We start from the raw sequence: 24,991 nt of genomic DNA on the forward strand, positions 1-24,991 counted from the left end.
CTACTCGTCGGCCGAAGGCAGGCTGCGCAGCAATTGGCGGCGCTTGCGGATCACCATGATGCCCGCATAGACCCAGACCACAAGCTGAGCGGACATCGCGACACGGAAATCGTCCGCGCTCGGGTTCGGACCGCCCAGGATACTGAGCAGCACGCCGATCGCCGCGACCACCACCAGGCCCGCCGAGAAGCCGCCGACAAGGGTCACGCCCGTCGCGGTGCCGATCCGGTGGGCGGGCACATGGCTGCGGTTGATGTCGAACGCGATGTTGGACGCGGGAGCGTCGGCTCCGATGGTGATGAGTAGCAGCACCAGCAGCCAGTGCGGAGCGTATCCGGGCCACACCAGAGCCGACGTCCACACCACCGCGCTCAGCCCGACGATGCCCAGGGCAAGAAAAGTCCGCCGCGCGGCGAAGCGCCGGGTCAGCATCCCGGTCAGCGGGCCGACGATCATGCTCGCGATCACGAACACCGTGAACAGGCTTCCGGCCTGCGCATCGGTAAGGCCCTGCGCCTGGGTGAGGTACGGGAAGCCCCACAAGAAGGTGAAGGCGATCGGCGCCGAGGCGGCCAGCATGTGGATGAAGAACGCCAGCTGCGCGGCCGGCATCGCGAGCACCTCACCTACGCCCGCGAACAGACCGCCGCTGCCTCGGGAGGTCACGACCAGCCCCGGCGGCGCATCGCGCACCACCAGAACAGCGATCAACAGGCCCACGAAACAGCTCGCCGCGACGGTCAGAAAGGCCGTCGTCCAGCCCCAATTGCTCAAGATCATCACCAGCGGCACCGCCGACAACCATTGACCGGCCTGGCCGGCCGCGGCCGTGACCTGGGTGAGCACCGGAATCTTGCGCGGCGGGAACCAGAGCAGGATCAACCTGATCGCCGAGGAGAAGATCAGCGCGTCTCCCCCGCCGATGAACACCCGGGCGACCAGCCCCAAGGGGAACGAGGTCGCGAAGGCCAGGACGACCTGCCCGGCCGTCATCACCCCAAGACCGATGGCCAGCACATTTCGGCTGCCCAGCCGGTCGAGCACCGCGCCGGCGGGAATCTGCATGGCCGCATATACGCCTGCCTGGACGATGACGAACATGCTCATCGCCCCGACCGGAGCAGAGAACTGCTCGGCGGCAGGGATAGCGGCGACCCCGAACGAGGTTCGGGAGAACATTGCGGCGATGAAGGCGAGAGTTCCCGCCGCCCAGACGCTCCAGGCTCGCCAACCGCCCACCTGGGCCTGGGTCATGGGCGTCCGGCTTTCCGTTTCATCAGCGTTTCTTGTACAGCGATTTCGATTGGTAGATCGGCTCGCAGGTCACCTGCACGCCGAGATTCCGGAGGATTCCCTCGTCGACTGATCCGAGGATCACTGTGGAATGCACATCGCAGCCACGCAATTGCGACAGTTCGGCCAGTGTTCGCCGGGCATTCTCGTCCGAGTTCGCACTCACCGACAGCGCGATCAGCACCTCGTCGGTGTGCAGTCGCGGATTGCGGCTGCCCAGATGCCTGGTCTTCAGCGTCTGAATCGGTTCGATGGTCTGCGGTGCGAGCAGCTTCACCTCCGGATCGATGCCGGCGAGCGCCTTGAGGGCGTCCAGCAGCATCGCCGAGCAGGCGCCCAGTAGCGGCGAGGTCTTGCCGGTGATGATTCGCCCGTCGGGAAGTTCGATGGCCGCTGCCGGGTTCTTGGTGCGTTTCTCGACGTCCAGCGCCGGCGTCACCACCGGACGATCGTGCTTGGTCAGGCCCAGTCCGCTCATCAGCAAGGCAATCGAATCGGATTGGGTGGGTTCCAGCTCGTCGCGACGTTCGGTCACCAGCGCCTTGTAGTAGCGGCGGATGATCTCCTGCTTGGACGCTTCGCGGCAGACCTGGTCATCGCTGATGCACAGGCCGGCCATATTGACACCCATGTCGGTGGGCGATTTGTAGGGCGAACGTCCCAGGATCTGCTCGAAAAGCCGGCTGAGCACGGGAAAGACTTCGACATCACGGTTGTAGTTGACCACCTGCTCGCCGTACGCGGCCAGGTGGAACGGGTCGATCACGTTGACATCGTCCAAGTCGGCGGTGGCCGCCTCGTAGGCCATGTTGACCGGGTGGTCGAGCGGCAGATTCCAGATCGGGAAGGTCTCGAACTTGGCATAGCCCGACGTGATGCCGCGCTTGTAGTCGTGGTACAGCTGCGACAGGCAGGTCGCCATCTTGCCGCTGCCCGGCCCCGGCGCGGTCACCACCACCAGATCACGGGTGGTGGTGATGTACTCGTTGCGTCCATAGCCGTCGTCACTGACGATCAGTGAGACGTCGTTGGGATAGCCCTTGATCGGATAGTGCTTGTAGACCTTCAGGCCACCTCGCTCCAGCTTGCGCTTGAAGCGTCGGGCCTGCGGGTTGCTCTCGGTGACATGGGAGATCACCACCGAACTCACGTACAGACCGTAGGAGCGGAATGCATCGATCAGCCGCAGCACATCCGCCTCGTACGAGATGCCCAGATCGGCGCGCACCTTGTTGCGTGCCAGGTCTAGTGCGCTGACCACGACCACGACTTCGAGTTCGTCAGCCAGCGCTTCCAGCATGACGATCTTGTTGTCGGGGCTGAACCCGGGCAGCACTCGCGAGGCGTGCAAGTCGTCGAACAATTTGCCACCGAACTCCAGGTACAGCTTGCCGCCGAATTCGTTCCGCCTGGCCACGATCTGTTCGGTCTGAAGGGCAATGTACTTGTCTCGATCGAAGCCTACGGCGTGCATTGCCCTCCCCGGTGAACGCGTCAACGGGCAGATCATAGCCGGTACCGAACGGTGGGGTCTTGTTCAGGCTCGGCACCGGGGTCGCTGAACCGATGCCGTTCTCATCCTTATCCCCTAGTCCTTCCCAAACGCGTCGAGCCGCTAGCATGGCGAGGAAGCCGACCAAGACATGAGAATCGACGCGCTCACGACCACTGACCGCATCGTCATGGCGACGTTGGGAGGAAACGATGAAGGCACCGGCTATGGCGAAAAAGATCTCGTTCCGCTCGATGGTTATCGTGCTCGTTGTCGGTCTGATCCTCGGGGTAGGGCTGACGCTTTGGGTAACCAAACCGTTCTCAGCGACCGCTGCGTTCGACCACCAGCCGAAGAGCCGGACCAGCGAAGTCGTCAATGCGGTCACCCGTGAGCAGCAAGTAGTGCTCTTGAGTCTGGGTATCCAAGGCATCTCGCAGAAAAGCGACTCGAGCACCTTCTTCGGTGTCCATGTCCCGGGTAGTTCCCGCGCGACTTTTCTCATGTATTCCTTCGATGCGAAGCTCGGCATCGACGGGAAACAGGTAAAGGTCGAGGAGATTGGTCAGGACGAGTACGAGGTGAAGATTCCTGAGTTCATCTTCATCGGCCACAGCAATGAAGAGTTCACGCTTGCCGCAGAGAACAACGGCGCCCTCAGCTGGGTGACTCCCGAAATAGATCCCGTCGAGTTGATCAATGGTGTTCTGAGCGACGATTCCGAGGCGCAGTACATAGCCTCCAACGAGGAGATCCTGCGGAGCCAGACTCAGGCCTTCTATTCGTCCATAGTGACTGCCATCGATCCTGACCTCACCCTGCATTTCGACTTCGCGGGCGACCAAGGTTGAGCTCCTGCTGGGGTGGTTGCCTCACGTCGAGATGTCCGGATAGCGCACGCGGCGGGGCGGGTGCCGAGCGTTCTTGCTGATGCAAGTTGGATGAGCTGTGCGTGACGGTGTCCAGCTCCAGGAACCCCAGCACGGTGAGCGGGTCGTCCATGCTCGTGCGGGTCGGGATCGACGAGCGCAGGATCAGGCTCGGTCTCGTGCCGGACAGTGCGACCGGGTGGGCGGCGTCCTTGTGGGGCTTCAGATACCGGTCGATCGTCGCCGCGCTCATCAAGCGCAGTTCATCGAGCACTCCGGGACTCACTCGGGATTGCACCTTGCCCAGCTCCCGGAACCGGGCGAGCCGTTCCAAAGTATCGTCCATGACCGCGGCGAGATGCTTCCCCGACGGCTGCCCGGACAGGCGCCAGTCGCCAGACCTCCTGCAGCACCACCAGCGCATCGTAGGAGTACTTCCGTGGTCGCGGTTTGCGCGTCTGTTGACGGGCGGTGCCCTTCCGAGCGTTCGCGGCCAGGATTGCACGCCGGGCATGATCCCGGGTCCAGCCCGTCGCATGCACCAACTCGTCCAGCAGCCGGCCCTTCTCGACTTTGCCCGCCTTCGCGTACTCGCGGGCGAACTTCTTCGTGATCTTACGACGCGACATCATCGACAACTCCCGACTCATCAGCACGCCTCGACGTTCCCGGGCCTTTTTACGTGACTCTCGTCGGGGTCTTGTATTCGTACGTGTGTTCGATTATACTTTGGGTATGAGAACACCTCCCCCAGATGTAGACGAGGCGCGCACGCTAGCGGCGCCGGTGCTGATCGCCGCGAGTGTTCAACCCGTGCTGTCCGGCACCGTGGTCGAGGACGAGTCGAACCACGAGATCTTGGACGCGATCGATCACGCGCATCAACAACTGATCGCCGCTGAGATCGCCGAACTGGTCGGCATCCTGCGGGCCGCAGACCGCTGGAAGATCGACCAAGACGCGGTCGGCGCGGGTATCGAACGACTCATCCAACCCGGCCACGACGGCACCCCGAGGATCGCCGAGTTCCTCGCCCTCGAAATCGGGGCGCTGCTCGGCATCTCCCAAACCTCGGCACTGTGCCGCATCGGGGACGCCCTGGACCTGCGCCATCGCCACCCGAAACTCTGGCAAGCCGTGCTCACCGGAAAAGTCCGGGTCTGGCAAGCCACCAAAATCTGCCTCGAATGCGCCCACCTCTCCCGTAGTGCGGCGCACAACGTGGACGCAGCGATGGCCGCCAGCATCGGGATGCTGCCCTGGACCCGGATCATGAAAGCCCTACCCGGACAGATCATTGCTGCCGATCCCGACACCGCCCGGCAGCGTGAACAAGCCCGACGCGAATCCCGCAGAATCCGGATCTCACCAATCGAGGATGGCCACGTCAGTATCTACGGGGTGGTGAATCCGGTGGACGGAATCAAATTCGATCATGTCCTCAACGAGGTAGCGAAGACCTTCCCCACCGAACCCGACACGCCCCTGTGTCGTGACCTCGACCGGCGTCGCTCACTCGCGTTCGGAATGATCACTCAAGACGCCTACACCAAGCTGCACCGTGAGAAGCCGCTCCTCGATCTATCCGAGACACCGAGCAATCGCCTCCCCCAGCGCAGCACCCCGACCACACAGCAGCCGATCGGCTGCACCCTGATCGTCCACATCTCAGCCGACGATCCGGCACTGGACCCATCCCCCACGTCCACCACCGGCGTGGCACGTATCGAAGGCTGGGGCCCGTTGTTGACCGAGCAACTCCCACACTTCCTCAACGGAGCCAACATCACGGTCCGCCCCATCATCGACCCCGCCGGAATACGTCCCGTCGACAGCTACGAAACCCCCGCACGCATGCGACTCGCACTAGAACAACGCAACCCCGTCGACGTCTTCCCCTACGGCACGACCCAAGCCTCCAGATGCGACAGCGACCACACCATCCCGTACATCGACGGCAGATCCAGCCAAACCCACCTCGGCAACCTCGGACCCCTATCCCGCAAAGCCCACCGGGCCAAAACCCACGGAAAATGGAAACTCGAACAACCCACACCCGGCACCTTCCACTGGACCTCACCCCACGGCTACCAATACCAAGTAACCCCAACAGGAACCATCCGAATCAGGGTGCCCGAACAGACCTGACGCGGCTGCTGCGGGCCCCTAGACGAGCGCGCCCAGCTGCGAGACCACGATGGAGATCGTCACCAAGCTCACCAGTGTGGTTGCTGCCACGATGCTGGCAATCGTCTCGGCGTCCTTGTCGTACTCGAGGGCGAGCAGGAAGACGTTCACCGCGGTCGGCATCGACAGGGCGAGGACTACCGATTGCAGGTCCTGCCCGCGCAGACCGAGCAGCCAACAGACCCCCCAGCCGAGCAGGGGCGCGACGATCAGCTTGAGGAGCATCGCCGTGATGACCGTCTTGCCGAAACGGACCCGTTTGCCATAGCCGAGCTGAATTCCCAGAGCGATCAGGATCATCGGAACCGATGCATTCCCAACCATGTGCACCGCAGTGCTCAGACCGCCGGGAAGCTCAATGCCGACCAGCCGGAACACCGTGGCCAGCAGGATCGCCCAGATCACCGGCAGCCTCGCGATGTTGACCAAGGCGCTGCGCACGCTCGGGGCCGCCCCGAACAGGACTGGCCCGACCGTCCAGATGAGCACGATGGCGATCATGAAGATCACGATCGCGCGGTCCAGCCCGGATTGGCCCAGCGCCAGCAGCGCGATGGGCAGCCCGAAATTGCCGTTGTTGCCGAGCAGCACCGAAGCGATCACCCCGTTGCGCACCGGTTTCGCCAACATGCGCACCGCGACCGCCGACACCAAACCGAGCACCAAGGTAGCTCCCAGGTAGCCCCGGGCGAGGTCGCCCACGTCGGAGGCCGAAACGGACGTGTCCATGATCGAGCTGAAGGCAAGTGCCGGGGTCAGCGCATAGAGCTGGATCTTGTTCAGGCTGAGTTGGTCGATGGTGAATCGCCTGGCGAGCAAGAATCCGACTCCGGCGATAACGAAGACCGGCAGCATGACCTCGAGAAGAGCGGTCAGCATGGCGATCACCTTAGCGACTGCTCACCCCTCGCGGGTGGCGGACTCTAGAGTGGACCTATGACTGATCTACGTCCGGTCGCTGAGGATTTCTCCTCTGCCTTGGCCATCGTTGCTCATCCGGATGATCTGGAATACGGTGCGGCTTCAGCGATCGCCCGCTGGACCGCGCAGGGCAAGCAGATCAGCTATCTGCTTGTCACCCATGGTGAGGCCGGCATCGACGCGATCCCACCGCAGGTGTGCGGTCCGCTGCGCATGCAGGAGGAGATCACCGGTGCCGCGCTGGTCGGGGTACACACGGTCGATTTCCTCGACTATCCGGACGGGGTCGTGTGTTACGACCTCAACCTGCGGCGCGACATCGCCGCAGCGGTACGCAAGGCGTGCCCCGACGTGGTGATCACCATCAATCACCACGATCAGTTCGGTCCCGGGCGTTACAACCAGGCCGATCACATCGCGGTCGGACGAGCGGTACTCGACGGAACCCGGGATGCCGCGAACCGCTGGGTCTTCCCGGAGTTGGTCTCCGACCAGGGCTTGGCGCCCTGGAAGGCACAGCGGATCCTGGTCTCTGGCAGCCCCCAGTCGAACGCGTTCGTGGACGTCACCGCAAGTTTCGATGCCGGTGTCGCCTCGCTGGCCGCGCACCAGCAGTATCTGGCCGGGCTCGGAGATCACGCGATGGGCGATCCTCGGATCTTCCTCGAACAGATCGCCCGGTCGACCGGGGAGCGGGTCGGCGTCCAGCTGGCCGTCTCGTTCGAGGTGGTGGAACTATGAGCAACGACATTCTTCAGGTGCCGATCCCGGACGAACAGCTCGTACTTCATCGATTCGCGATCAAACCCCACCATCTCGACGACTATCTGCCGCTGTGGCGGCGTGAAGTCGAAATTGCTAGATGGCACGGTTTCACCACGCATCGCGCATTTCTGGAAACCAACGCCGAACCGAAGCTGACCTGGCTGTACTCGCACCCCGATCCCGAGGCCGGGAACCGGGCGGTGCGGGCCGATCCCGAGACCGTACGGGTGGAGGCGCTGAAAGCCCCGCATGTCTTCCGCAATGTGAAGATCCGGCCGGTGCGCGGCGAGTACCTCACTCATCTCGATACGACCGTCACGCCGCATCCCCTGGCGGTCATGCGGCGCTATTCGATCGTGGGTTCCTGGTCGGAGTTTCTCGATGTCTGGCAGCGCATCCGAGTGGTGCGCGAGATCTACGGCTTCGGCTGCCTCTTCGCGGTCGTCGATGAACCCGAGAACATGTTCACCTGGGCCTTCGAATACGACGGCGAATGGCGGGACTTTGCCACTGCCCAGCTCGAGTACTACCACGATCCCGATCGGATCGCATTGCGCGGCGTCTTCGACTACATGGCCGATTACTCCATCAACCCTGCCCAGCAACTGATGTGAGCATGGAGCCCATTGCCCACATCCGCAGTGCATTCCCCGCCAAGTTCGGGATCCCGAGGCAGGCCGGACTGGTGCCCGACCTGGTGGCCAGCGTGGTCTTCGAGCCGCACTACCGCAACCCGGATGCCATCCGCGGCATCGAGGACTTCAGCCATATCTGGCTGATCTGGCAGTTTTCGGCGGCCATCCGTGACGACTGGAGGCCGACCGTGCGTCCGCCCAGGCTCGGCGGTGAGCAGCGGCTGGGCGTCTTCGCCACCCGATCACCGTTCCGGCCCAACCCCATTGCCTTGTCGTCGGTGCGACTGCTCGAGGTGCGATCGGAGCCGGATCTGGGTCCGGTGCTGGTGGTCGGTGGCGCCGATCTGATGGACGGCACCCCGATCTTCGACATCAAGCCGTACATCGCGGCAGATTTGCATACCGACGCGACCTTCGGGTTCACCACCCGCAATACCGACTATCGCGTGCAGGTCGACATCTCGGACGAGCTGATTGCCCGGGTGCCCGAGAAACTGCGCGACGGCCTGCTCGGTGTGCTCGCCGAGGACCCTCGTCCGGCCTACCAGGACGACCCGGAGCGCAACTACGGGCTTGGTTTCGCCGGGCTGAATGTCCGATTCCGGGTCGCCGCCGGAGTACTGACCGTTGTGGAGATCGAACCGCTGGTCTGATGCGTGAGCTCGGCCCCCGGTCAGCTCGAGATCGCTGCGGTCGTGGCGGACTGCTGGGAAGCGATGATGTCGTGCACGGCCTTCACCACCCAATCTCGCTGCTGTAGGACGCGTTGCGATCTCCACCGTTGACGCCACCCCGCCTCGGGAGCCAGCCATTTGCCGAACTGCAGCTCCAACGCCAGCCCGCCCAGGCATGCGGCTCTGGATGTGACGCCCGCCGGATCGCGGATGGCGGTTGCGGCCAACTCGCGGGCGGCGGTCAATTCCTGGGCATTGAGTATCCGGTACCGGTCGCCACCCAGGCCCCTCGCCGGCTTCTTGACCAGCCATCCGCTGCGGGTCATGTCATCCATTGACTGATCCAGATAGAACCCTCCCCCGGCCTGGATGATGCGGGCCGGACGATGAGCGGGATGAGTGCCCAGCACCCGCAGCATCGCATCGAGTAGCGGATCGCCGATCGGGCGCGCGTCGTGTACCTGTACTTTCTTGTCGACCAGGCTGACCCGTTCCTGCATCGCCAGCTCCGCCAGTGTGGCCCCGGCCGCGGCCAGCTTGAGCTGTCCCCGGTTGCGGACGCGTCCGGTCTGCTCGTTGATCGCAAGCAGGGTGATCTGGTGGGCCAGGTTTCCGAAGAACTCCATGGGCGCAGGCTAGCGCGTTCCAGCTGAGCCGCTCCGGGAGGACACTTGACTCAACGCAACGCGTTACATCTCACTGCTACGAGTGAATGGAGACGCCATGGACGGCGGCGAAGCCGGTCTTTCGCGGGTACCCCCGAACGCGGTCTTGGGTGTGGTCGCCGCACTGGTTGTCGTCCTCGCGGTGGTGACCGCGTTGCTGACAACACAACGCGAACGCCCTGAACTGGACCCCGGCACCCCCGAAGGCACCGTCCAGATCTTCATCTTGGCATTCGTCGAAGGCGACGATGACCAGGCCGTCGCACTGCTGGACCCGGCGCTGGGCTGCAGCGCTCCGCTGAGGGATGTCTATCGGCCTTCGCGAGTCTCACTGAGCGTCGTGAGCAGCAAGATCACCGGCGAGGAGGGCGTGGTCGTGCTCGATGTCACCGAGTACTCCGGCGGCCTGTTCGACTCGTGGTCGCACCGGGAGGACTTCTACCTGATCCGCGCCGACGGTAGCTGGTTGATCACCGGCAACCCCTGGCCGGTGTATTCCTGCAAGTGAGGGGCGGAGACTATGACTTTTCTCGGTGTGGCGATACTCGCATTGCTCGCCGGCCTGATCACTGTGGTCGTCAATGCTGGACGTCACCGGGAGTCTCTGGATGCGCGCAATGTCCGCAGAGTCTTCCAGTACGCAGTCTTGTACGCACTGGTGGTGGTGTCGGCCATCGGTGCCACCGAACTGCTCGGCCGGTTGCTGGGCGCCGAAGCACCCGCATGGCAGGACGACTCCTACGCGCTGGCGCAGGCCCTGACATTCGTTTTGGTCGGTGTCCCGCTGGCCGCCCTGCTCGCCTGGTGGACCTGGCGCAGTCATCGTGCGTCTCCTGCCGAAACCAGTTCGCCCCTGTTCACGGCGTATCTGACGATCGCGGCGCTGACCGGCCTGGTCGTGGCTGCGGCCGGACTACAGGTCGCGGTCTTCGAAGCGATCGACCACGCAGAATTTGACGCACAGGCGACTGCCCGGTTCGTCGTCTGGGCGGCGGTGTGGCTGGGCCACTGGATCGTCGCGCGCCGCAGCCTGGACGTGGCCGCTGCAACGCCCCACCTGCTGCTCGGGTCACTGGTCGGGCTGGTGCTCGCCGCGACCGGGCTGATACAACTGCTCGGCACCTCCCTCGACCTGCTGCTGCGTCCGGGGGCCGTCGTACCGCCCCTCACCGGCCTTGCCCGGGGCGCGGGGCTGCTGACCGCCGGCGGGCTGGTGTGGATCAGGTATTGGGTCCTCTCGGCGTCCCGGTTGCCTCGCCAGGTCTTGTGGCTCGCCTACGTGCTGCTGATCGGGGTGGCCGGCGGACTGATCATGGCGATCGCCGCGGTCAGCATGCTGCTGTGGACCATCCTGGTCTGGATCGTGGGCGACAGGCTCGATCAGACCTTCGCCCAGCATTTCGACAGCACGGCCATGCAGACCGCCACCGCCGTGATCGGCGTAGTGATCTGGTGGTATCACCGCGCCGCAGTCGGGCAGTCCGCTGCCGAGCATCGCGAGATCCGCCGAACCTATGACTATCTGGTCGGCGGGATCGCGCTCATCGCGGCCGCCTCCGGTGTCGGAACGATCATTGTTGCCCTCATCGAGGCCGCGACCCCGGGTCTCGACATCGGCATGCCGACGATCAACACCCTCCTCGCGGCCCTCACGCTCCTGGTGGTGGGCACCCCCGTCTGGTGGTTCCACTGGCGGCGTCTCAAGGCGGCGGTCGGCGCCGATCCGGCAGCCGAGGTGGCAGCACTGAGCCGCCGGATCTACCTGGTGCTGCTGTTCGGCGTGGCCGGCGTGGCCGCGGTCGTGGCCCTCCTGGTGGCCGCCTATGCATTCTTCCGAGATCTTGTGGACGCGCAACTGGGCACCGCCACCCTGCGCGCTATGCGCTACGGCTTGGGCGTGCTGGTCGCCAGCGCCGCCGTCTCGGCCTACCATGGCGCGGTCTTCCGCCAGGATCGGCAGATCGACGTGCCCGATCGTCCGAGCCGGCCGCGCTCGGTGGTGCTGATCGGCGCCCACGACCCCGACCTGGTGCGCCGAATCCGGCAGGCCACGGACTCCCCCGCCGAACTGTGGGTACGCACCGACGCTGCCGCTGAGCAGTGGGACGAGGAGTCGGTGCTGGCCGCCCTGGACGGGTACTCCGGCAAAGACCTGCTGGTCATTGCGGACGAGACAGGACTGCGAGTGCTTGAGGTCGATCGCCGGCGCTGAGTTGGTCACAAAGGCGTCGTCACCGAGAACTGTGTTTGCAGCGCGCGCAGCAGCCACGACCGCTTGAGCAACGCGGACCGCACCCGACGACGACCACGAAACCCCAATCCAGCGACTTCGGAATCCAATCCGAGCAATGCAACGAACCCACCCAGATAGGCGGCCCGAGCCGGCGCCGCATGCGGATCGGTGAGCCCGCTTCGAGCCAGTTCACGGGCTGCGTTGATCCGCTCCTCGCCGATCAGTTCATAGCGCTGCGCCGACAGGCGGGAGGCAGGTATCAGCTTTGCCCAGCCATTGCTCACAAGTTCGCCCAAGGCCTGGCCGCTGTAGGTCTGGCGGGCATCCCCGATGATCTTCGCGGGCTCGCGGCCGGCGCGCCCGGTGAGGTCATGCAACATGACATCGACGAGGTGGTCTTCGGTGGGCCGCGAATCGCTGACGTGCACCTTGCCCGAGGCCCAACGGACGCGCTCCTGCAACACGAGCTCGGCCAGCACCGCCGCTGCGGTCGCCGCGCCCAGCCGCGATGTCTTGCGGACCTCGCCGCTGAATGGGCTGATGGCGAGCATGGCGACCTGGTGGGCGAGGTTCTCCATGGTCTCCATATCCCGAGCCTAGTGTCTGACGTACTTGACGGATCTTGGTGTGCCCCATACGTTCGTCTCACCATGGAACGGAGAAACGCATGACCACCAAACGCGAACGTTTCTCGCGGCCGCCCACGGCCAGCAGACCGACCGTCCCCCGGTCGGCGCCTGGATTCACTATGGCTCGAGCTTCTGGACGCCCGAGCAGGTCGCCGAAGCCCATCTGCGCTTCTACCACCAGTACGACTGGGACTACATCAAGGTGATGGACGATTTCCGGCTGCAGGTGCCCGACGGCCTGGATGAGATCACCGATCCCGCGCAGCTCGACGAGGTGGTGCCCGATCCGAAAGCGACGCTGACCAACCTGGTCAAGCAGGCCGAGGTGCTGCGGATCATTCGGGCCGAGGCGCCCGAGGCAGCGATCATCGACACGATCTTCTCCCCCGTCCAGACGCTGGTGCGGGCTCTGGGCGAGACGGTGATCGACTATCTGGCCGCCGACACGGAGCTGGCGCACCGCACGATCTCCCGGGTGGCCACTGCGCTGGCAGACTATGCCGCGCAGCTTCCCGACTTGGATGTGGACGGTCTCTTCCTGGCGATCAATGGTGCCAGCACCGACTCCACCAGCTTCGGATTGTCGCCCGAGCAGTTCACCGAGTGGATCTCGCCCTACGACATTCAGGTGCTGCAGGCCGCCGAGGGATTGGTGCGGATCGGTCATCTGCACGGCGAGGGCGCGGATCCCGATCTGCTGACCGACTACCCGTTCGAGGTGCTCAACTGGTCGGACAAGGTTTCGGCGCCGCGGATCCCTGAGGCCCGGCAGCGCTACGGCTGGATTCCGATGGTCGGCCTGGACGAGATCACCAGCCTCTACTGGACTCCCAGCAAGGCGCGCGAGGAGATCCTGCAGGCCCGCCGCGCGGCCGGCGACCAGATCATCGTCGCGCCGAACTGCACGCTGCACTCCGACGGCTCCCCGCTGGTGCTGCGGGAATTGCGGGAAAGCGTCGATCTGCCCCTGGGCTGAGCCTCAGCAGTCGTCCAGCAGTCGGCGCAGCACCCGGGCACCGAAACGGACCGCGTCGACCGGAACTCGCTCGTCCACACCGTGAAACAGCATCGCGAAGTTCAGGTCGGCAGGCAGCTTCAGCGGCACGAAGCCGTAGCCGTGAATGCCGAGAGCCTCCAACGCCTTGTTGTCGGTGCCCGCCGACAGGCAGTACGGCAGCAGCGCCGCATCGGGATCCTCGGCCTGGATGGCCGCCTGCATGCTTGCGACGAAAGCCGAATCACGAGGCGCGTCCACCGAGATACCCAACTGATCGATGATCAGGTCGACGTGTTCGCCGGCCAGCTCGCGGATCGTGTCGAGCAGCTCGTCCTGGTGCCCGGGCAAGAACCGGCAGTCGATGTGCGCGGTGGCCTCGCTGGGGATCACGTTGTTCTTGTAGCCGGCATCCAGCCGGGTGAAGTTCGCCGAGTCGCGCAGGGTGCCGGCCACGAAAGCCCGTCCCCCGCCGAGCAGATCGAGGAAGGCCTCCAAGCCGTCGTCGGGCGACACACCGGTGATCTCGGTCACACCGTCGAACAGCGCCCGCACGCTGGCCACATATTCCAACGGCCACTCATGCTGATTGATCCGGGTGATCGCCTCGGCCAGCCGGACGATCGCATTCTCGTCATTGGGCAGTGAGCCGTGCCCGGCCCGCCCGGAGGCGCGCAGATGTACCCAGGCGAAGCCCTTCTCGGCGGTCTGCAGCAGGTAGGCACGACGGGTCCCGCCGCCCGCCACGGGCAGTGTCACCGAGTAGCCGCCGACCTCGCTGATCGCCTCGGTGCAGCCCGCGAAGAGCTCCGGATGCTCGCGGACCATCCACTGCGAACCCCAGGTGCCGCCCTGCTCTTCATCGGCGAAGAAGACGAAGACCAGATCCCGCGGTGGCACGATTCCCTCGCGCGCGATCCGCCGCAGATTCGCCAGCACCATGCCGACCATCGACTTCATGTCCACTGCGCCGCGTCCCCAGATCATGCCATCGCGCTCCTCGGCGCTGAATGGATCGACGCTCCAATCGGCCGCATTCGCCGGTACCACATCCAAGTGGCCATGCACGACCAGGCCGCCCCGCGACGGGTCGGCGCCAGCGATGCGGACGATCACGCTTGCTCTGCCCGGCTGAGATTCCAGCGAGACGGGATCGAGGCCGACCTCGTGCAGCAGGCCCAGAACATATTCGGCCGCCGGGCGCTCGGTCGGCCCCGTCCCATCACCGTAGTTGGAAGTGTCGATGCGAATCAGTTCGCGGGTGATGCGTACGGCTTCGTCTTCAAGTTCGGTCCAATCGCTCACCGGTCCAGACTGTCACATTCCGATCAATCGTTCGCTCGGTGTTGAGTCGCGAGCACGCGACGCTGGAGTGGTCGGCAGGCCCACAGCGCAACCATGGCCAGCACGATGCCGGCGATCAGGACGATCGCCATCACGATCGGCCCACCGTCGGAGACGACACCGACACTCGTGGCATAGCGGTACATCGGATAGGCCATCGCAGCCCCCAAACCCGCGCCGAGCACCACCGAGAAGACCAGCGGTCCCAGCGTTTCCAGCCACATCACCTTCGTGCTGAAGGCCAACGGGGCACCCATCTTGTACATGGCGATGGTCTGCTCGGCGCGCTCGAAGACCGCTGAGGCCTGCGTGATGAAGATCGAAGCAGCGGTCAGAGTGAAACCGACGGCCAGAGTGATGATGACACCCTTGGTGAAGTCCCACTGAGTGGCCTGCACGAATGTCTGGCCCGCAGTGTCGTCACCACCGTTGATCTCGATCGGCATCAATGCCATGTACCCGCCGATCAATGCCAGCAGCGAGATACCCACGACCCGTTGCCAGGTCTGTTTGGGGTGCGCCTCGATCCGCCGCGCGGCCCAGATTACCGACAGTCGCGGGGCCCGGGCGATCAGTTTGCTGATCTGCTGCAGGAGCCACGGGCCGGCGATGTTGAAGCCCTGAATCATGATCACGATGATCCCCGCCATCAGCAGGAATCCCGCCACCCCGCTACCCAGCGGCAGAACCGACATCGCGACCGAGCCTGCGATCAGCACGAGCCCAGCGAGCACGATGCGCCATGCCTTCAGCCGAGGACGAGTACCGAGCCGCGCAACGCCCAACGGCGAAATACGTACCTGACGCAAGCCCCACCATGCCGATGCGACGCCCAAGCCGATCACGGCCACACAGATGGCGGCAGTCAGCGGCCACGGCAACAGCATCTCCTCGGCACTCAGCGGCATGCCGAGCATCGTCAGCCTGCTCCACAGCGGCAGCGTCACGAGATAGATCACCGCACCGATGCCGACACCGATCGTCGCCTGCACGAGCGTGTCGATCAACGCCATCCGGGTCACATCGCCCGACGACAGGCCCAACAGCCGCAGTGCGGCAAGCCTCCGTTCGCGGCCTCGCGCGCCCAGCACCGCAGCCCCGGAGGCCAGCGAATATGTCGCCGGGATGAGCAGCGCGCACGCGAAGACCGCAAGGATGAAGTAGCTCTGCGGAACGATGTCGAAGGTGCTGTCCTCGGTAAGCACCTCCAGCAACAACCCATGCGGGTGCTGCCAACGGTTGTAGAACATCCAGGTGCCGCCGGCCACGGTCAGCGCCAGCGCCGAGCTGATGATGAATGCCATGATCGCCGCCAGATAGAGCAGCGATTCACCTTGCCGGGATGCGAACCTGGCCTTGGTGAGGTGTGCGGTGAAGCTGAACAGCCCACTCACCCTAGCCGGCGCGGAACTGATGCTCATCGGAGCTCCCCCGATGTCGTGGCGGCCGACAGCCTGCGGTCGGCGTGGACGATACCGTCACGGATCTCGATCAATCGCGAGCACCAGCGGGCCACGTTGATGTCATGGGTAACCACCACCAGCGCCGCCCCGGCGATCCGACAGGTGGTGGTGAGCAACTGCATCACCTCATGGCCGGACGCCTGATCGAGTGCGCCGCTGGGTTCATCCGCGAAGACAACACGCGGGTGCCCCACCATGGCGCGCGCGATCGCGACGCGCTGGGCCTGGCCGCCGGACATGTCGCCGGGACGTCGGCCACGCAGTTCGCCCAAGCCGATACGGCCGAGCATGTCGTCTGCGGCGGCCAGCGCCAGGCGCCGAGACGTGCCGGTGAGCATCAGCGGCAGGGCAACGTTTTCCCGGGCCGGCAGTTCGGGCAGCAATTGACCGTCCTGGAAGACGAAGCCGAACTCGCTGAGCCTCAGGTGCGAACGCTGGCGGTCGTTCAGCGCCGACAGGGGACCTCCGTCGAAGTCGACAACGCCGTCGTCGGGCACCAGCACCCCGGACAGGCAGTGCAGCAGGGTTGACTTGCCCGAACCGGACGGTCCCATGATCGCGACGGACTCGCCCTGTTCCACCCGCACGCTGATGCCGGCGAGCGCACGGACGGCGCCGAAGCTTTTCGTGATGTCGTGGGTCGCCAGCAGGGGCGAGCTGTGAGGTGATGTCGGTATTGAGATCATGGCTCCATTTCAGGTGAGATCGGGCACTCGCCGAACAGTGCACACACCCATCTTGGGGTAGTGCTGGCACTACCCGGCTGGGCTAGGTTGAAGAGCGTGAGAATGCGACGCCACAGCCAGCAGGTCTCGCACGAGGATCAAGCTGCCCAGACCATTGCCGCCTTGACCGCATCACGGCGTGCCATCGTGGACGCCTACGAGGTCGAACGTCACCGCATCGAGCGCGACCTGCACGACGGCACCCAGCAGTACCTGGTGGCCGCAGCCATGATGATCGGCGAGGCGAGGCTGTCGGCGACCGTGGCCAGCGATCCCGAACTCGCCGAGCGACTAAGTGAGGCCCAGGCAGCGATCCAGCGAGGACTTGATGCCCTGCGCGTCACCGTGCGCGGGATTCACCCGCAGATCCTCACCGAGCAGGGCCTTGCCGCGGCGTTGGCCGATGTGGCCGAGGCGGCGGCCACCCAGGTCCGCATCGTCTGCCCGAACCCGCTGCCCGCCATACCCGAAGGGGTGCTGGCCACCGCCTATTTCTTCGCCTGCGAGGCGATCGCGAATGCCGCCAAGCACGCCCCCCGAGCAGAGGTGAGCGTGCTGCTGACCGCCGACGAGCTGCTTCGCGTCTCGGTGGTGGACAGCGGCCCGGGCGGAGCCCGCTTCGCCGCCGGCCATGGCCTGGCCGGGATGCGCGAGCGACTGGCCGCGGTCGGCGGCGAACTGACCATCTCGAGCCCAATGGGCGGCCCGACGCAGGTACTGGCGTCCATACCGTTGTTGCTGCAGCGAGGAGAACCGGGAGTGACGCTGTGACCACCGTGGCGATCGCGGACGACTCCGCACTGCTGCGCGAGGGCTTGGCCGGGTTGCTGGAGCGCCAAGGATTCGAGATCGTGGCCCAGGAATCCCGCGCGGACGCTCTGCGGCAAACCGTGCAGCAGCTTGCCGAGCAGGGCCGGTTGCCGCAGCTACTGATCACCGACGTCCGGATGCCGCCGACGATGGCCAATGACGGTCTCCAAGCGGCGCTCGACATGAAGACGGCCTACCCCGCACTGTCGGTGCTCGTGGTGAGCCAATATGTTGCCCCGGTGTATGCGCAGCAGCTGTTCGCGCTGCCTGCCGCCCCGGACTCGGGTGGCTCGGGCTATCTGTTGAAGGACCGGGTGTCCCAGGTTGCCGATTTCATCGGCACGCTGCGCGTGGTGTGCGCGGGTGGCATGGTGATCGACCCCGAGGTGGCGCGAGCAATGATGCGCGCCAGCCGATCGGGGCTCGGCGAACTGAGCCCTCGCGAATTCGAGGTGCTCGAACTGATGGCTCGTGGTCTGTCCAATGGCCAGATCGCTGCCGAACTGGTGCTGTCGAACGCCGCAGTCGCCAAACACGTCTCCAATATCTTCATGAAACTCGGGCTGACCCCGGACGAAGAAAACCGTCGCGTCCGGGCAATTCTGGCTTTTCTGGCCGACGACCATGGTCCGCTGATCTGACCGGACCGGTCGTGTTTCCATTGTGTTTCGCCTCGCAGTTCCGGCAGAAAGACCGCCGAAGTCGGCCTAGCATCGCGGCGTCGGCCAAGTATCACGGTCGCGACCATGGAGGACACGTAACCATGCACATCTCTCACAGGAGTCGCGCCAGCGCGGCTAGGACCGGAGCCCTGATCACGCTTCTGCTCGGGTTCATCGGTATGACGTTCGGCGTCTCCGCGCTCCAAGCACATGCGGAGGGGCCCGTCGAAGGCCAGACGTTCGTGATCGCGACCGACACAACGTTTGCGCCATTCGAATTCCGGGATGCATCGGGCGACATGACCGGCATCGACATGGATCTGATCCGAGAAATCGCACAGCGAAAAGGCTTCAACGTCGACATCCAGGCTCTCGGCTTCGACGCCGCATTGCAGGCCGTCACCTCGGGCCAGGCCGACGGTGTCATCGCCGGCATGTCGATCACCGACGCGCGCAAGGAGGTCTTCGACTTCTCGGCGCCCTACTTCTCCTCGGGTGTGCAGATGGCCGTGCGGGCCGATGACTCCTCGATCACCAGCTATGAGGATCTGAGGGGCAAGACCGTCGTCGCGAAGACCGGTGCCGAGGGTCTCTCCTTCGCCCAGTCGATCGCCGACCAGTACGGATTCACCGTCAAGGCCCTGGGCAGCGCCGACACGATGTATGCCGAGGTCGCCAGCGGCAACGCAGCCGCCGTCTTCGACGACTATCCCGTGCTTGCCTATGGGATCGCGCAGGGCAACGGGCTCAAGGTCGTGACCCCCAAGGAGCAGGGTTCGAGCTACGGTTTCGCCGTCTTGAAGGGCTCCAACGCCGAACTGCTCCAGGCGTTCAACGAGGGCCTGAGCGAGATGAAGGCCGACGGCTCCTATCACGCACTGCTGACCAAGTACCTCGGCAGTAACGCCCCTGCTGATGACGCCCAGGTCGAGGGTGTGCAGGGCAAGACCTTCGTCATCGCCACCGACACCACGTTCGCGCCATTCGAATACCGCAACGAGTCGGGCGAAATGACCGGTATCGACATCGATCTGATCAATGAGATCGCGCGACGTCAGGGATTCAGCGTCGACATCAGAGCTCTTGGCTTCGACGCGGCGCTGCAGGCGGTCACCTCGGGCCAAGCCGACGGTGTCATTGCCGGCATGTCGATCACCGATGCCCGCAAGGAGGTCTTCGACTTCTCAGCGCCCTACTTCGACTCCGGTGTGCAGATGGCGGTCAGGGCCGACGACGACACCATCACCAGCTACGAGGATCTGAGCGGCAAGACCGTCGTCGCGAAGACCGGCGCCGAAGGTCTCACCTTCGCCCAATCGATCGCCGACCAGTACGGCTTCACCGTCAAGGCCCTCGACAAAGCCGACACGATGTACTCCGAGGTGGCTACCGGCAACGCAGCAGCCGTCTTCGACGACTACCCGGTGCTCGCCTACGGGATCAACCAGGGCAACGGACTGAAAATCGTCACACCCAAGGAGCAGGGCTCGAGCTACGGTTTCGCCGTCTTGAAGGGCTCCAACCCGGAGCTGCTCCAAGCCTTCAACGCCGGCTTGAGCGGCATGCAGACCGACGGCACCTACCAGGCGATCATCGACAAGTACCTGAAAGCACCCGATGCCGGTGGTTCCAGTCAGTCGTTCTGGGGTCTGCTCGTCCAGAGCATGCCGGCCTTGCTCAAGGGCCTGCTGCTCACCCTCGCCGCGACCGCGCTGTCCTTGGTCTTCGCCTCCGTACTCGGCGTGGTCTTCGGCTTCCTCAAGGTCAGCGGAAACAAGATCTTGCAGTCGATCGCGTCGGTCTACGTCGACATCTTCCGTGGCACGCCACTACTGGTCCAGGCCTTCTTCTTCTATTTCGGCCTGCCGACCGCGCTCGGCATCAAGCTCGACGTACTCACCGCAGGTGTGATCACGCTCTCGCTGAACGCGGGCGCCTACATGACCGAGATCGTTCGCGGCGGTATTCAGTCGGTTGATACCGGCCAGATGGAGGCCGCGCGCTCCCTCGGCTTGAACTGGATGCAGTCGATGCGCAAGATCATCGTTCCGCAAGCAGTCAAGATTATGACGCCCTCGTTCATCAATCAGTTCGTCATCACGCTGAAGGACACGTCGCTGCTGGCCGTGCTCGGATTCGCCGAGCTGACCTATCAGGGGCAACAGATCATTGCCCGCAACTTCCGCAGCTTCGAGGTCTGGCTGATCGTCGGTGCCATGTACTTCATCGTCATCTCCGCCCTCACGAAGCTGTCGAACCGGATCGATCGGAGGATCAACAAGTGAGCGAGTCAGCCAAGACCATGATCGAGGTCACCGATCTCCACAAGTCGTTCGGTTCGAACGAGGTCCTCAAGGGCATCTCCACCACTATCAACCAAGGTGAGGTCGTCGCCGTGATCGGGCCGTCGGGCTCCGGCAAGTCCACCTTCTTGCGCTGCCTGAATCTCTTGGAAGAAGTGACATCGGGCAAGGTCATCGTCGAAGGTCGTGATCTCACCGACAAGAACACCGACATCAACCAGGTGCGCCAGAAGATCGGCATGGTCTTCCAGCATTTCAACCTCTTCCCGCACCAGACGGTGGCCGAGAACATCATGCTGGCTCCCAGCATGCTGAAGAAGCTGTCCAAGACCGAGGCGAGGAGCCGTGCCGAATCCCTGCTGGCACAGGTCAAGCTCTCCGAAAAGATCGATGCTCGACCCGCCCAGCTGTCGGGCGGCCAGAAGCAGCGCGTGGCCATTGCCAGGGCTCTGGCGATGGATCCCGACATCATGCTCTTCGACGAACCCACCTCCGCGCTGGATCCCGAGATGGTCGGTGAGGTGCTCGATGTCATGAAAGCACTGGCCGCGGCAGGCATGACGATGGTCGTGGTGACTCACGAGATGGGCTTCGCCCGCGAAGTCAGCGATCGGCTGTTGTTCATGGCCGACGGCAGGGTCGTCGAGGAGGGCGACCCGCGCGAGGTGCTCGCGAATCCGCAGAACGACCGGACCAAGGACTTCTTGGCCAAGGTGCTGTAGACGTCGGTCGCGGCGCCCTGCCCCTCGCGGGTGGGGCGCCGCGACCCCTATAGCGCATGAGACCGCCACGTTACGGTTGGCGAACAGCCCGCGGAGCCGGCCATCATGGCGGGCCGCGTCTCATATCCTGAACCGGTGACGATCCGCATCGCCCTCAAGCATCAAACGACATACCGGTTCGATCGGCCGACCACCGTGAATCCGCACACCGTGCGGCTGCGACCGGCTCCGCACACCCGGACCCCGATCGAGGCCTATTCGCTGAGTGTGGTGCCCGGGGACCATTTCATCAACTGGCAGCAGGACCCGTTCGGCAACTACCTGGCCCGGCTGGTCTTCCCCGAGCCGGTCAACGAGCTTCAGTTCACCGTCGATCTGATCGCCGACATGACGGTCATCAATCCGTTCGACTTCTTCGTCGAGGAATACGCCGCCGAGATGGGCTGGAGCTACCCGGACGAGCTGGCCACCGATCTGCAGCCGTACCTGCATCAGGTGCCCGCCGAACTCGACTCGCCCGCCGATGGCGATCTGGTCGATCAGTGGATCGCCAGCCGGCTGCCCGAATCCCAGTGGCGAGATTGCGGACTGCGCACGGTCGATTTCCTGGTGCGGCTCAATGAGGCGGTGCGCGACGACGTCGCCTACACGACCCGGATGGAACCGGGAGTCCAGACACCCGGTTATACGCTGTCCCGGGCGATCGGATCGTGCCGTGACTCGGCCTGGCTCCTGGTGTCGATTCTGCGTCGCTTCGGTCTGGCCGCCCGGTTCGTCTCCGGCTACCTGGTGCAGTTGGCGGCCGACATGGAACCGGTGGACGGTCCGGCAGGCGTCAAACACGACTTCACCGATCTGCACGCCTGGGCAGAGGTCTATATCCCGGGTGCGGGCTGGGTCGGGCTGGACGCGACCAGCGGGCTGTTCGCCGGTGAGGGCCATATCCCCCTGTCCTGCACGCCCCACCCGTCGACCGCGGCCCCCATCACCGGCAGCACCGGGATCGCCGAGGTCGAGTTCAGCTTCAGCAACGAGGTCACCCGGATCCATGAGGACGTCCGGGTCACCAAGCCACTGAGCGATGACCAGTGGGATGCCATCGACACCCTCGGGCAGGTGGTCGACGCCGGCCTGGCGAACGAGGACATCGCGCTGACGATGGGTGGAGAGCCCACCTTTGTATCTGCGGCCGAGACCGCCAGCCCGCAGTGGAACTCTGCGGCCGATGGCCCAGAGAAACGCCAACTGGCCGCCAAGCTGACTGACAAGCTGCGGCAGCGCTGGGCCGACGGCGGGCTCGTGCATCACGGCCAGGGCAAGTGGTACCCGGATGAGCCGTTGCCGCGCTGGCAGATGACACTGGCCTGGCGCACCGACGGCGAGCCGATCTGGCATCACCCCGCTCTGCTGGTCAACCCGTGGACGAAGCCCTCCGCCACAGCCGGCACCGATGCGCTGGCTCATCAGATCGCCGCCCGGCTGGGTATCGCGGACGAATTCGTGCTGCCCGTCTACGAGGACACCGTGCAGGCGGCGGTGTCGGCGGCCCAGCTGCCGTGGGGTCCGCGTCCCGACATCGACCCCGACCCCTCGGATGAGCTGCTGGCGAACGAGCACGCCCGCCAGCAGCTGGTCGATCGGCTCGATGACGCCGCCACCGAACCCGCCGGCTGGGTGATCCCGGTCTTCGTCGACCCCGACGATCCGGACGGCGGAAGCTGGGCGACCACCCGCTGGCGTCCGCGTCGACGGGCGATCTTCCTCACCGCCGGCAGCTCCCCCATCGGGTTGCGGCTGCCGCTGAACGCGCTCGCCTGGGGAGCGGCGCCCGATATCGTCCGCAATGCCGATGGCGATGCCACACGGCCGCTGCCGGACGGGCACCAGACCAGCGTGAAACCGGCCAGAGAGCTACCGATCGAATCTGCACCACGCACCGCTTTGGCTATCGAGGAACGCGACGGTCATCTCTTCTGCTTCCTGCCGCCGATCGACCGGCTGGACGATGCGCTGCGGCTGATCGCGACCATCGAGGACGCTTGCGCTGCGCTGCAGACCCCGATCGTCCTGGAGGGGTACCCCCTGCCCGGCGACGATCGCCTGCAGACTCTGAGCGTCACCCCCGACCCCGGGGTCATCGAAGTGAATGTGCAGCCCACCAGCTCGTGGGGCGACCTCGTCCAGCTGACCACCACATTGTTCGAAGACGCCCGGCAGGTGGGCCTGACCACCGAGAAGTTCGATCTGGACGGCACCCACACCGGCACTGGCGGCGGAAACCACATCACCTTGGGTGGTCCCACGCCGCAGGACTCCCCGCTGCTGCGCCGTCCCGACCTGCTGCGTTCCATGGTCACCTACTGGCAGCATCATCCCGGGCTGTCGTACATCTTCACCGGCCGCTTCATCGGGCCCACCAGCCAGGCCCCGCGGGTCGACGAGGGGCTGCCGGGCACGCTCTACGAGCTCGACATCGCCTTCACCGAGCTGGACGAGATGCTGACCGACCCGACCGTGGAGCACGACATCGCGAAAGCGATCTCCGCGGACTGGAGAACGGACGAAACGCTGGAGGAGCGACTGGAACGGCAGCGTCACTCGCAGCCCTGGCTGACCGACCGGCTGCTGCGTCATCTGCTGACCGATCTGACAGGCAACACGCACCGCGCAGAGTTCTGCATCGACAAGCTGTACAACCCCGACCGGCGCGGCGGACATGCCGGCCTGCTCGAGATGCGCGGTTTCGAGATGCCACCCCACGAGCGGATGTCGTTGCTGCAGGCGCTGCTGGTGCGCGGACTGCTGTGGCGATTCGCGCGAGAGCCGTACCGCGCGCCGCTGGTGCGGTGGGGCACCCGGCTGCACGACCGCTATCTGCTGCCAGCCTTCGCGGCCGCCGACCTGTGGAACGTGCTCGACGAGCTCAACGCCGCACTGCCCATCAGCGAGCGCTTCGACCTCGCCTGGTTCGAGTCGTTCCTGGAGTTCCGGTTCCCCATCCTGGGCGAGGTGCAGCTGGGCGATGTCGACCTGGAGTTGCGCCAAGGCATCGAGCCCTGGCAGGTGCTCGGTGAAGAGGTCACCCTCAGCGGCACTGCCCGCTATGTCGATTCCTCGGTGGAGCGCGTGCAGGTGGCGTCCACCGGCCTGATTCCGGAACGCCATCTGCTGATGGTCAACGGCGTGCCGCTGCCGCTGACCCCGGTGATCGGGCACGGCTGGGGCGTCGGGTCGGTCGGACGTTCCGACGCGCTGGCGGCCGGCGTGCGCTACAAGGCGTGGTCTCCGCCGTCCTCGCTGCACCCGACCATCGGCGTACACGCCCCGCTGCGTTTCGATCTGGTCGACAAGATCAGTGGCCAATCGCTGGGCGGTTTCCGCTATCACGTGGTGCATCCCGGTGGCCGCAGCTTCGACACCTATCCGGTGAATGCGGTCGAGGCCGAATCACGGCGGGCCGCCCGGTTCGAGCCCTACCAGACATCGGGACACCTCGAGATACCCGGCGTGTCGGATTGGGGTAGCGCCGAGTACCCGGTGACATTGGATCTACGCCGATTCGAACGTTGGCACGACGTGCTGGAAGAGAGCATCTAAAGTTGGCT

At 64.9% G+C, this 24,991-nt stretch carries 23 protein-coding genes; 13 read left to right on the top strand and 10 right to left on the bottom strand.

Features of this window, described 5'->3' with window-relative positions; genetic code table 11:
* Positions 1–1,254, bottom strand: coding sequence for an MFS transporter (locus tag QUE25_RS00340; protein ID WP_286266466.1), 1,254 nt, complete (start codon positions 1,252–1,254; stop codon positions 1–3).
* 22 nt (positions 1,255–1,276) lie between these two features.
* The gene (locus QUE25_RS00345) at positions 1,277–2,767 is read right to left on the bottom strand and encodes a DUF1846 domain-containing protein (protein ID WP_286266468.1); all 1,491 of its coding nucleotides are present in this window, start codon (positions 2,765–2,767) and stop codon (positions 1,277–1,279) included.
* Positions 2,768–3,012: 245 nt separating this feature from the next.
* Here QUE25_RS00345 and QUE25_RS00350 point away from each other — a divergent pair, with 245 nt between their 5' ends.
* Entirely contained in the window at positions 3,013–3,636 is a 624-nt protein-coding gene (locus tag QUE25_RS00350) for a hypothetical protein (RefSeq protein WP_286266471.1), read from the top strand.
* Here QUE25_RS00350 and QUE25_RS00355 read toward each other — a convergent pair.
* A complete protein-coding gene (locus QUE25_RS00355; RefSeq protein WP_286266473.1) occupies positions 3,599–3,928 on the bottom strand; it encodes a hypothetical protein in 330 nt (109 codons plus the stop codon). The two genes, QUE25_RS00350 and QUE25_RS00355, sit on opposite strands and share 38 nt — an antisense overlap.
* Positions 3,918–4,286, bottom strand: a complete 369-nt coding sequence (locus QUE25_RS00360) for a hypothetical protein (protein WP_286266475.1) — start codon at positions 4,284–4,286, stop codon at positions 3,918–3,920. Before QUE25_RS00360 ends, QUE25_RS00355 begins: the two co-directional genes overlap by 11 nt.
* Positions 4,287–4,389: 103 nt before the next feature.
* Here QUE25_RS00360 and QUE25_RS00365 point away from each other — a divergent pair, with 103 nt between their 5' ends.
* Complete coding sequence (locus QUE25_RS00365) at positions 4,390–5,802, top strand: DUF222 domain-containing protein (protein WP_286266477.1); 1,413 nt, start codon at positions 4,390–4,392, stop codon at positions 5,800–5,802.
* A gap of 18 nt (positions 5,803–5,820) precedes the next feature.
* Here the strand turns inward: QUE25_RS00365 and QUE25_RS00370 are convergent, their stop codons facing one another.
* Positions 5,821–6,720, bottom strand: a complete 900-nt coding sequence (locus tag QUE25_RS00370) for an AEC family transporter (RefSeq protein WP_286266478.1) — start codon at positions 6,718–6,720, stop codon at positions 5,821–5,823.
* Between the two features lie 57 nt (positions 6,721–6,777).
* Here QUE25_RS00370 and QUE25_RS00375 point away from each other — a divergent pair, with 57 nt between their 5' ends.
* Genes QUE25_RS00375 through tsaA form a run of 3 tightly spaced genes read left to right on the top strand, consistent with a single transcriptional unit; the run spans position 6,778 to position 8,815 of the window.
* Positions 6,778–7,503, top strand: coding sequence for a PIG-L deacetylase family protein (locus tag QUE25_RS00375; protein ID WP_286266480.1), 726 nt, complete (start codon positions 6,778–6,780; stop codon positions 7,501–7,503).
* Positions 7,500–8,141 carry a hypothetical protein gene (locus QUE25_RS00380; protein WP_286266482.1) on the top strand — a complete coding sequence of 214 codons (642 nt, stop codon included), beginning with the start codon at positions 7,500–7,502 and terminating at the stop codon, positions 8,139–8,141. Before QUE25_RS00375 ends, QUE25_RS00380 begins: the two co-directional genes overlap by 4 nt.
* A 2-nt stretch (positions 8,142–8,143) precedes the next feature.
* The gene (gene tsaA, locus QUE25_RS00385) at positions 8,144–8,815 is read left to right on the top strand and encodes a tRNA (N6-threonylcarbamoyladenosine(37)-N6)-methyltransferase TrmO (protein WP_286266484.1); all 672 of its coding nucleotides are present in this window, start codon (positions 8,144–8,146) and stop codon (positions 8,813–8,815) included.
* A 20-nt stretch (positions 8,816–8,835) separates the two neighbouring features.
* On the opposite strand, the gene QUE25_RS00390 is transcribed toward tsaA, so the two are convergent.
* The gene (locus QUE25_RS00390; RefSeq protein ID WP_286266486.1) at positions 8,836–9,462 is read right to left on the bottom strand and encodes a GOLPH3/VPS74 family protein; all 627 of its coding nucleotides are present in this window, start codon (positions 9,460–9,462) and stop codon (positions 8,836–8,838) included.
* A 97-nt stretch (positions 9,463–9,559) separates the two neighbouring features.
* Between QUE25_RS00390 and QUE25_RS00395 the strand changes: the two genes are divergently transcribed.
* Both QUE25_RS00395 and QUE25_RS00400 read left to right on the top strand, forming a co-directional pair.
* The gene (locus QUE25_RS00395) at positions 9,560–10,009 is read left to right on the top strand and encodes a hypothetical protein (protein WP_286266489.1); all 450 of its coding nucleotides are present in this window, start codon (positions 9,560–9,562) and stop codon (positions 10,007–10,009) included.
* Positions 10,010–10,021: 12 nt separating this feature from the next.
* Complete coding sequence (locus QUE25_RS00400; protein WP_286266491.1) at positions 10,022–11,713, top strand: DUF5671 domain-containing protein; 1,692 nt, start codon at positions 10,022–10,024, stop codon at positions 11,711–11,713.
* Between the two features lie 5 nt (positions 11,714–11,718).
* Here QUE25_RS00400 and QUE25_RS00405 read toward each other — a convergent pair whose 3' ends face one another.
* Positions 11,719–12,321, bottom strand: a complete 603-nt coding sequence (locus QUE25_RS00405; protein WP_286266493.1) for a GPP34 family phosphoprotein — start codon at positions 12,319–12,321, stop codon at positions 11,719–11,721.
* A gap of 40 nt (positions 12,322–12,361) precedes the next feature.
* Here QUE25_RS00405 and QUE25_RS00410 point away from each other — a divergent pair, with 40 nt between their 5' ends.
* Positions 12,362–13,339, top strand: a complete 978-nt coding sequence (locus tag QUE25_RS00410; RefSeq protein ID WP_286266494.1) for a uroporphyrinogen decarboxylase family protein — start codon at positions 12,362–12,364, stop codon at positions 13,337–13,339.
* Positions 13,340–13,342: 3 nt separating this feature from the next.
* On the opposite strand, the gene QUE25_RS00415 is transcribed toward QUE25_RS00410, so the two are convergent.
* The 3 genes from QUE25_RS00415 to QUE25_RS00425 are packed head-to-tail and all read right to left on the bottom strand — an operon-like array spanning position 13,343 to position 16,850.
* Positions 13,343–14,662 carry a M20/M25/M40 family metallo-hydrolase gene (locus QUE25_RS00415; RefSeq protein WP_286266496.1) on the bottom strand — a complete coding sequence of 440 codons (1,320 nt, stop codon included), beginning with the start codon at positions 14,660–14,662 and terminating at the stop codon, positions 13,343–13,345.
* A 23-nt stretch (positions 14,663–14,685) separates the two neighbouring features.
* Positions 14,686–16,122, bottom strand: a complete 1,437-nt coding sequence (locus QUE25_RS00420; protein ID WP_286266499.1) for an FtsX-like permease family protein — start codon at positions 16,120–16,122, stop codon at positions 14,686–14,688.
* Positions 16,119–16,850, bottom strand: coding sequence for an ABC transporter ATP-binding protein (locus tag QUE25_RS00425; RefSeq protein ID WP_286266501.1), 732 nt, complete (start codon positions 16,848–16,850; stop codon positions 16,119–16,121). Before QUE25_RS00425 ends, QUE25_RS00420 begins: the two co-directional genes overlap by 4 nt.
* Positions 16,851–16,952: 102 nt before the next feature.
* Here QUE25_RS00425 and QUE25_RS00430 point away from each other — a divergent pair, with 102 nt between their 5' ends.
* The 5 genes from QUE25_RS00430 (at position 16,953) to QUE25_RS00450 (ending at position 24,983) form a co-directional block, all read left to right on the top strand.
* The gene (locus tag QUE25_RS00430) at positions 16,953–17,660 is read left to right on the top strand and encodes a sensor histidine kinase (RefSeq protein WP_286268453.1); all 708 of its coding nucleotides are present in this window, start codon (positions 16,953–16,955) and stop codon (positions 17,658–17,660) included.
* A complete protein-coding gene (locus QUE25_RS00435; RefSeq protein WP_286266504.1) occupies positions 17,657–18,340 on the top strand; it encodes a response regulator transcription factor in 684 nt (227 codons plus the stop codon). The genes QUE25_RS00430 and QUE25_RS00435 overlap by 4 nt, the downstream gene beginning before the upstream one ends.
* 200 nt (positions 18,341–18,540) lie before the next feature.
* Complete coding sequence (locus tag QUE25_RS00440) at positions 18,541–20,646, top strand: amino acid ABC transporter substrate-binding protein/permease (RefSeq protein ID WP_286266506.1); 2,106 nt, start codon at positions 18,541–18,543, stop codon at positions 20,644–20,646.
* A gap of 17 nt (positions 20,647–20,663) precedes the next feature.
* Positions 20,664–21,386 (top strand): amino acid ABC transporter ATP-binding protein, encoded by a 723-nt coding sequence (locus QUE25_RS00445; protein WP_286268454.1) that lies wholly within the window; start codon positions 20,664–20,666, stop codon positions 21,384–21,386.
* Between the two features lie 135 nt (positions 21,387–21,521).
* Positions 21,522–24,983 (top strand): transglutaminase family protein, encoded by a 3,462-nt coding sequence (locus tag QUE25_RS00450; protein WP_286266508.1) that lies wholly within the window; start codon positions 21,522–21,524, stop codon positions 24,981–24,983.
* Positions 24,984–24,991: the final 8 nt, after the last annotated feature.

The organism is Brooklawnia propionicigenes, assembly GCF_030297015.1.
In the GTDB taxonomy this organism is placed as follows: domain Bacteria; phylum Actinomycetota; class Actinomycetes; order Propionibacteriales; family Propionibacteriaceae; genus Brooklawnia; species Brooklawnia propionicigenes.